General features: G+C 73.4%; 6 protein-coding genes and 1 pseudogene. 2 read left to right on the top strand and 5 right to left on the bottom strand.

Annotated elements, in window-relative coordinates; translation table 11 throughout:
• Positions 1–35: 35 nt before the first annotated feature.
• Positions 36–944 carry an SDR family oxidoreductase gene (locus EST92_RS29750; RefSeq protein WP_129283796.1) on the bottom strand — a complete coding sequence of 303 codons (909 nt, stop codon included), beginning with the start codon at positions 942–944 and terminating at the stop codon, positions 36–38.
• Positions 945–1,051: 107 nt separating this feature from the next.
• Here EST92_RS29750 and EST92_RS29745 point away from each other — a divergent pair, with 107 nt between their 5' ends.
• Positions 1,052–1,978, top strand: a complete 927-nt coding sequence (locus EST92_RS29745; RefSeq protein WP_129283795.1) for a cyclase family protein — start codon at positions 1,052–1,054, stop codon at positions 1,976–1,978.
• 201 nt (positions 1,979–2,179) lie between these two features.
• On the opposite strand, the gene EST92_RS29740 is transcribed toward EST92_RS29745, so the two are convergent.
• The 3 genes from EST92_RS29740 to EST92_RS29730 all read right to left on the bottom strand — a co-directional run bounded on the left by EST92_RS29740 (position 2,180) and on the right by EST92_RS29730 (position 5,313).
• Positions 2,180–2,665: an ATP-binding protein gene (locus tag EST92_RS29740; RefSeq protein ID WP_129283794.1), complete on the bottom strand. Its 486-nt coding sequence runs from the start codon at positions 2,663–2,665 to the stop codon at positions 2,180–2,182.
• Between the two features lie 471 nt (positions 2,666–3,136).
• The gene (locus EST92_RS29735; RefSeq protein ID WP_129283793.1) at positions 3,137–4,123 is read right to left on the bottom strand and encodes an acyl-CoA dehydrogenase family protein; all 987 of its coding nucleotides are present in this window, start codon (positions 4,121–4,123) and stop codon (positions 3,137–3,139) included.
• 8 nt (positions 4,124–4,131) lie between these two features.
• The gene (locus EST92_RS29730) at positions 4,132–5,313 is read right to left on the bottom strand and encodes an acyl-CoA dehydrogenase family protein (protein ID WP_129283792.1); all 1,182 of its coding nucleotides are present in this window, start codon (positions 5,311–5,313) and stop codon (positions 4,132–4,134) included.
• 258 nt (positions 5,314–5,571) lie between these two features.
• On the opposite strand from EST92_RS29730, the gene EST92_RS29725 reads away from it, so the two are divergent.
• Positions 5,572–7,143: an AMP-binding protein gene (locus EST92_RS29725; protein WP_129283791.1), complete on the top strand. Its 1,572-nt coding sequence runs from the start codon at positions 5,572–5,574 to the stop codon at positions 7,141–7,143.
• On the opposite strand, the pseudogene EST92_RS31430 reads toward EST92_RS29725, so the two are convergent.
• A pseudogene (locus tag EST92_RS31430) lies at positions 7,128–8,038 on the bottom strand (hypothetical protein); the annotation flags it as partial. The gene EST92_RS29725 and the pseudogene EST92_RS31430 overlap by 16 nt on opposite strands.

The following is an 8,038-nucleotide window of genomic DNA, read 5'->3' as shown; positions in this document are numbered from 1 at the left end:
CCCACCGACCGCCCCCGCCGCCCCTCGGGGCCCGCCTAGTGCTGGGGCCGTGCCTTGGCCGCGGCCGCGGCGGCCATCTGGGCCAGCTGCGCCAGCATCGGCATCGGATCGGTCCCCACCGACCCCGGCAACGCCTCGGCCACCCGTTCCGGCGTCCATCCGCCCTCGTCGGCATAGACGGAGCGGAGCTCCCTGGGCTGCGCCCATACGGCGATCTTGGGTCCGGCCACCGTGTAGACCTGCCCGGTGATCTCCCGGGCCCGCTCGCTGAGCAGGTAGACGACCAGCGCCGCCACGTCCTCCGGCTCGCCGATCTCCGTCAGCTCCATCGGCACGTTCGCCGACATCCGCGTCCGCGCGACCGGCGCCACCGCATTGGCCGTCACCCCGTACTTGTGCAGTCCCAGCGCGGCGCTGCGCACCAGCGAGATGATCCCGCCCTTCGCGGCGGCATAGTTGGCCTGGGACACCGACCCCTGGTGGTTGCCGCTGGTGAAGCCCAGCAGGGTTCCCGACCCCTGCCGGCGCATCACCGCCGACGCCGCCCGGAAGAGCGTGAACGTCCCCTTCAGATGCGTGGCGACGACCGGGTCCCACTCCTCCTCGGACATGTTGAACAGCATCCGCTCCCGCAGGATCCCGGCCACACACACGACACCGTCGATGGCCCCGTACTGCGCCAGCGCGGTGTCCACGATCCGCTGGCCGCCGGCCATGGTGGACACGTCGTCGGCGACCGCGGTCGCCTCTCCCCCCGCCGCCTGGATCTCCTTGACCACGGAAGCGGCGACCTCGCTGCTCGGTTCGCCGCCCGCTATGGAGACGCCGTAGTCGTTGACGACCACCCGTGCGCCCTGCGCCGCGCAGGCCAGGGCGACCGCCCGGCCGATGCCCCGGCCCGCCCCCGTGACGGCGATCACCTTGCCGGCCAAGAAGTTCCCCATGTCCTGCCCCTCCCACAGTTTCTGACGGACCGTTAGATTTTTGAGCAGACCCGGTACGAACACAAGACCCCGGGCCGAACGGACCCGGCCACCCCGAGGAGGGCCCGATGCCCCTGCCGCAGGAGTTCCACGACATCGCCGCACGCGTGAACAACTGGGGACGCTGGGGGGCGGCCGACGAGATCGGCACCCTCAACCTGATCACCACCCAGGTCGTACGGGAAGCGGCCGCCTGCATCCGCAGCGGCCGCCGCATCCCGCTGGCCCTCCCGCTCCGGCAGGACGGCGTACAGACCGGCGTGATCCCCGGCCGGGTCAACCCGCTGCACACCATGACCGCCGTCAACCACGAGATCTTCGGCCCCGGTACCGTCGCGACCTCCGACGACGCGGTCACCATGGGCCTGCAGTCCGCCACCCACTGGGACGGCCTCGCCCACGTCTCGCACTCCGGGCGGCTCTACAACGACCGCCCCGCCGGCACCGTCACCGCGCACCTCGGCGCCACCGCCCTCGGCATCGAGCGGGCCACCCCGATCGTCTCCCGCGGCGTCCTCCTGGACGTCGCCCGCGCACACCGCACCGACCGGCTGCCCGCCGGCCACGCCGTCACCCCGGAAGATCTGGACGCCGCCGAGGAACTGGCCCGCACCACGGTCCGGCCCGGCGACATCGTCCTCATACGGACCGGGCACCTCCAGCACTACCTCGCCGGCAACCGCCAGGCGTACGCCTTCCCCTCGCCCGGACTGTCGCTGCGCACCCCGGAGTGGTTCCGTGCACGCGATGTCGCGGCGGTCGCCAACGACACCCTGACCTTCGAGATCTTCCCGCCGGAGATCGAGGACCTGTGGATGCCGGTGCACGCCCTCCACCTGGTCGAGATGGGCATGCCGCAGGGCCAGAACTGGAATCTGGAGGAGCTGTCCGCGGCATGCGCGGAGGAGGGGCGCGGCACCTTCTTCCTGTCCGCGACAGCCGAGCCGTTCGTCGGCGGGACCGGGGCGCCGGTCGCGCCCGTGGCGGTGCTCTGACGTGGCCGCGCCGGGACGCCGGCAGCACCCGCCGGTGACCCGGCGGCCTCGGCGTCCCCTCGCGGCGCGGCACGCCACCCCGGAGCGCTCCACCGGGCGCGCCACCTCAGCACCCGGTCCGAGCTCATCGGATTTCGCGCGATTCGCCATGACCGGCGAAGAATGCCGGCTATCCACCGACTCTGCATTGACTGGCGGGAGTTACGCCTGATGCGTCACGGCACGTGGCGCCGCGCAACGGGGCTCAAATGCCCCCAGATCGGCGCCTGCCGCCATCAGCAACGGCTGGCTGCGGTCCACCTCGCACCAGATCCGCTTGCCGGTGGCCTCCTGCTGCCACCCCCAACGGTCGGCCAGGCCGTCGACCAGCTCCAGGCCGCGGCCGTTGGTGTCGTCGCCGTCGGCGTGCCGCTGACGCGGCGGACGGGCGCTGGCATCCGCCACTTCGACCCGGACCGTGCCGACCACGGCACCCGACCCGGAAAAGCACATCCGCAGTACGGCGGACGCGCCGGTGTGGACCACCGCATTGGTGACGAGCTCGGAGATCAACAGGATCAACGTCTCCGCCACCGGCTCATCGACCCCTATACCCGAGCCCACGAGCCGCGACCGGGCCCATCGCCGAGCCCGCCCCACCTCCGCGGGGTCGGGTCGTACGTCCAACTGCACCTGAAGCACCTGCACCGCTCACACCATCCGAACCGGCGGAAACATCGCCTCGCGCCTCCACGGAGTCACGGTGCGTGACCCCGGTGAAGCACAGCATGGTTGACGTTCAGTCACCCCAACAAGCGCTTCGGGCATATTCCAGCGCAAGGGAGTATGCGTCCTGCATACTGTGCGACGCACTTTGCGGGGAGTCGAACAAGGGGGGCGACCGGGCCCGCCCCTTGGGCGAGCGGCGCGCAGTCCGTCACCCGGAGCCGTCGCCACGACGACACCGGGTTCGTTGCGCCACAGAACCACTCGCACCCGAGGGAGCGTACCCGAGCGGAACGCCGACTCCCCCCTGTGACGAGTCACGCCTAGGACACAACCCGATATCGACCCTCCGTGACCGCTTCTGCGTAGTGAGTCCGACATTCCGCACAGGGGTTGCCAGAGTCTGACTTCCTCCCCTCCCGTCACCGTTCTCACCGCCTCCGCGCCACACCGTCAGGCGATCAAGTCCGCGGCCAGGAGTTCTTCCGCCTCACCGGCGGTGCACCAGCACTCCGCCCGCAACCAGGCCCGCTTGAGATGCAGATGCACCTCGGCCTCCCAGGTGAAGCCCATCCCCCCGTGGACCTGCACACAGTCCCGTGCGTTGCGCACCGCGGCCTCGTCGGCGAGCAACTTCGCCCCCGTGACGTCGATATCACCCTCCGTGACCGACGCCGCATAGACCGCACACCGGGCGATTTCCGCCCGTACGAGCATCTGCGCGCACAGGTGCTTGATCGCCTGGAACGCGCCGATGGGGGCGCCGAACTGCTCGCGCCGGCGGGCGTGGGCGACCGCCAGCTCGACCGTCCGGGCCGCGCTGCCGAGCTGCTGGGCCGCGGTGAGCAAGGCGGCCTCGCGACGCAGTCGCGGCACGTCGAGGGCGAGGGGCTCGGTGCGCGGCAGATCCGTGACGTGGGCGAGCGGGGTGAGCGGATCGACGGAAGCGAAGGGGGCGCAGGACACCCGGTCCGCCGCACTCCGGTATACGCCGCCCGTGCGCCCCTGTGCGCCCCGACCTGCCTCGTCATGGCGCCCCGTACCCACCTCCACCAAGATCAACTCCTCGCAGCCGGCCGGGTGTTCCCACAGCACCGGGTCGCGCGTGCCCTCGCACAGCCCGACGATCTTCTCGCCGGACGCGACACCGTCCACCACCCCGGCCAGCAGCTGGCACGCCACCAGCGGTCCGGGCAGCAGCGCCCGCCCGGCCTCCTCGAAGACGAGTACCGCCGCCGGCAGCCCGAGCCCCACCCCGCCGGCCTCCTCCGGCAGCCGCAGCGCGAAGAACCCGGCCTCACCCAGCTCCCGCCACAGCGCACGGTCCGGCGCCGGGTCGCCGACCGCGGCCCGCAGCCGGTCCGGGCCGAACCGTCCGGCCAGCAGCTCCCGGGTCGCCCGCTGCAACGCCCGCTGGTCCTCGGTGAGTTGGAAGTCCACCGGCCCCCTCACCGCCCCTTCGGCAGGCCGAGGATCCGCTCGGCGACGATGTTCTGCTGGATCTGCGAGGTGCCGGCCGCGATGGTGTACGAGAGGGACGACAGCCGCCCGGCCACCCACTCGTGGTCCGCGTCCAGCGCACCGGCGCCCAGCACCTGGGCCGCCGCGTCGTACAGCTCCTGGCGGGCGTGCGAATAGCGCAGCTTGAAGACCGAGCCGCCGGTTCCCGGGACGCCCCCGATGCCGGACCGGCCGCCGCGCGGACGGGCGGCGGCGGCCTCGCTCACGTTCCACTGGGTCAGCCGCCACAGCGCCGCGAACTCCGCGTGCAGCCTGCCCAGTTTGCGGCGCAGCACGGCATCGTCCCAGCGGCCATTGGCACGGGCCGCGCGGGCGAGGGCTCCGAGCACCCGGCGGCACGCCACCACCTCGCCGACGAAGGCGGTGCCGCGCTCGAAGGACAGCGTCACCATCGTCACCCGCCAGCCGTCGTTCTCCGCGCCGACGCGGTGGCTCACCGGCACCCGGACCTCGTCGAGGAACAGCTCGGCGAACTCCGCCGAGCCGGCGAGGGTACGCAGCGGCCGGACCGTCACCCCCGGGGCGTCCATCGGCATCGCCAGCCAGCTGATGCCGCGGTGCCGGGGCGCGTCCGGGTCGGTGCGGACGAGGAGTTCGCACCAGTCGGCGACCTCGGCGTGCGAGGTCCACAGCTTGGTGCCGCTGACGACGTAGTGATCCCCGTCGCGCACCGCCGTGGTGCGCAGCGCGGCGAGGTCCGAGCCGGCGTCCGGTTCGCTGAAGCCCTGGCACCAGATCTCGTCGCCGCGCAGGATCGGCGGCAGCCAGCGGGCGCGCTGCGCGTCGCTCCCCTCGGCGGCGATGGTCGGCCCGGCGTGCAGCAGGCCGACGAAGTTCGCACCGACATAGGGGGCACCGGCGCGTTCGGTCTCCTCCAGGAAGATCAGGTGCTGGGTGGGGGTGGCGCCCCGCCCGCCGGCGTCCTCGGGCCAGTGCAGCCCCGCGTACCCGGCGTCGTACAGCCGCCGCTGCCAGGCCGCGTCGTACGCCCGCCGGCCGGACCAGTCGTCCGCCGCGGGCGGCGCGGGGAGCGTGGGCAGCACCTCGCCGAGCCACCGGCGCAGCCGTTCCCGGAAGGCGTCCTCTTCCTCGGTGCAGGTGAGGTCCATGGCGCGGCTACCGGTCGAGGTCCGGGCGGGGCCGAGCCCCGAAGAGGTGCGCGGGCTCGTCCGCACATTCGTCGACGCTGATGCTGCGCGGTGGCTCCATGGGGATTCCCCTCGTCGGCCCTCGCCCCGTATCCGGCCGGGCCCGGCTTATCTGATACACCGTCAGAAAGAGGCTAGCCCCGGCACCTCTGGACCGACAAGGCGCCGGCCTCTACTCTCGGCCCGGAAACTGACGTACCGTCAGTCACGGGAGGGCGGATGACCGGCACCACCCTGTGGGACCTGGTCGAGTGGCGCGCCGCCCGCACCCCGGACGCCACCGCCCTCATCCAGGGCGCCGCATCCGCCCGGCACGAGCGGCGGATCACCTTCGGCGGGCTGCAACGGCGCGCGGAACGGGTCGCCGCCGGCCTCCACGACCGGGGCGTACGGCCCGGCAGCCGGGTCGTCTGGCAGCTGCCGACCCGGATCGAGACCGTACTGCTCAGCCTCGCGCTGGCCCGGATCGGCGCCGTCCAGAGTCCGGTCATCCCGCAGTACCGCGACCATGAGACCGGCCACGTGCTCCGCCGCACCCGCGCCGACTGCTTCGTCCACCCCGGCGCCTGGCGCGGCTTCGACCACCGCGCGATGGCCGAGCGCCTGGCCGCCGGCCTGCCCCGCCCGCTCACCGTCATCGAGGCCCGCGACACCCTGCCCGACGGCGACCCGGCCGTACTGCCCCCACCGCCCGACAGCGCGCACCGGACCCGCTGGATCTACTGGACCTCCGGCACCACCGCGGGCCCCAGGGGCGTGCTGCACACCGACCACAGCCTGCGCACGGCCGGCCGATGGCTGGCCGAGGCGCTGCGGCTGCGCCCCTCCGACATCGGCTCGATGGCCTTTCCGTACGCCCATGTCGCGGGCTCCGACTACACCGTCATGCTGCTGTGGCACGGCATCCCGGCCGTGCTGCTGGAGCACTTCGCACTGCCCGGCTCGCTCGCCGCCTACCGCCGCCACGGCGTCACCGTCGCCGGCGGCTCCACCGCCTTCTACGCCCTCTTCCTCGCCGCCCAGCGCGCGCTGCCGCCGGGGCAGCGACTGCTGCCGTCGCTGCGGCTGCTGGCCGGCGGCGGCGCGCCCCTGCCGGCCGCGCTGTACCACGAGGTCACCGCCGCCCTCGGCTGCGCGCTCGCCCACGGGTACGCGATGACCGAGGCCCCGATGGTCACCATGGGCGATCCCCGCGACAGCGCCGAGCACCTCGCGGGTACCGACGGCCGGCCACCCGACGGGATGGAGATCAAGATCGCCCCGGACACCGGCGAGATCTTCCTCCGCGGCCCGGTCGTCTGCCGCGGCTATCTCGACGAGCCCGACCCCTTCACCGCCGACGGTTTCCTGCCCACCGGCGACACCGGGCGGCTCACCCCCACCGGCCACCTCCAGCTCACCGGCCGGCTCAAGGACATCATCATCCGCAAGGGCGAGAACATCTCCGCCCAGGAGATCGAAGAGCTCCTCCACCGGCATCCGGACGTGGCCGCCGCCGCGGTCATCGGACTGCCGGACGACCGGCGGGGCGAACGGGTCTGCGCGGTCGTCGAACAGCCCCCGGGGTCAAGGGAGTTGACCCTCGACGGAGTCACCGCCCACCTCACCGCCCAGGGCCTGGCCCGGCACAAGCTCCCCGAACGGCTGGAGGTGCTGGCCGCCCTGCCGCGCGGCACGGCCCTGCGCAAGGTGCTCAAGCAGGAACTCCGGGAGCGGTTCGCCGGTGACGGGCGGGGCCGCCCCCGAGGACGGCCGCCGGTGGCCGACTTCCCACCTCAGCCGGGGCGGTAGGCGCTGGTCGCCTGGGTGTACAGCTGGTCCACCTCGTGCCGTCCGCGGTCCGGGCCGATCACCAGGACGAGGTGGTAGCGGCCGTTGTGAATCATCGCGAGGTTGCGTACGTACACCTCGCGGCCGCTGCCGTCGCGCCAGGAGAAGGTGCCCTCGGCCATCGCCGTCTTCCCGACGTCGATCCGCTGGAGGCCGGAGGCCGAGGCCCAGCCCGAGGAGCGGTACGGCGCCAGCTCGGCTTCCTTGTTCTGCAGATACGCCATCGGGTCCGTGCCGAAGCGCGCGGTGGTGTCCCGGCCGGGCACCACCACCAGCTCGTAGTCCCCGCCGACGTACCGCACCTGGCCCTGGTTGTTGGCCCCGCGCCGCTGCCAGCCCTTGCGGACCGCGACCTGGAAGCCCTCCGGGTCGGTGCGTACCTCGAAGCCCTCGGCGACCCCAGCGGGCGCGCTGGTCTGCGGCGCGCCGCTGCTGCCGCCCCGGTCGCCGCCGCCGTCGCCGGACGGTGCGGAGCTGCCGCCGGGGGCCGCACTCGCGCTGCCCGGACGGTGCGCGCCGCGCCCGCCGGCCTTGGAGTCCTGGCCGGAGTCCGGCAGAAACGCCAGCGCATAGACGACCGCACCGACGAGGAGCAGCAGGACCGCGGCGAGCAGCAGCCGGCCGAGCGGGCGCGGGGCGCGGTCCTGCCGCGGCGACGACGGTGCGTCCGCCGGGCCGCTCCAGTTCCCTCGCTCCTGGTCGTACGGCTCGTCCGGCGTCCCGGTCCGGCCCACCGGCCCGGACGGCTTGGCGGGCCGGGCCGGCTTGGGCGCGCGGAACGGCTTGGGCTGCTTCGGGGGGCCGAGCGGGCCGCGCGCTCCGGCGCCGGGACGTATCGTGAGACGGCGAAGACCGT

The sequence above is a fragment of the Streptomyces sp. TM32 genome, assembly GCF_004122755.1.
Lineage (GTDB): Bacteria > Actinomycetota > Actinomycetes > Streptomycetales > Streptomycetaceae > Streptomyces > Streptomyces sioyaensis.
Note: the sequence above shows the minus strand (reverse complement) of the source record. Positions and strands in the feature narration are given on the sequence as shown.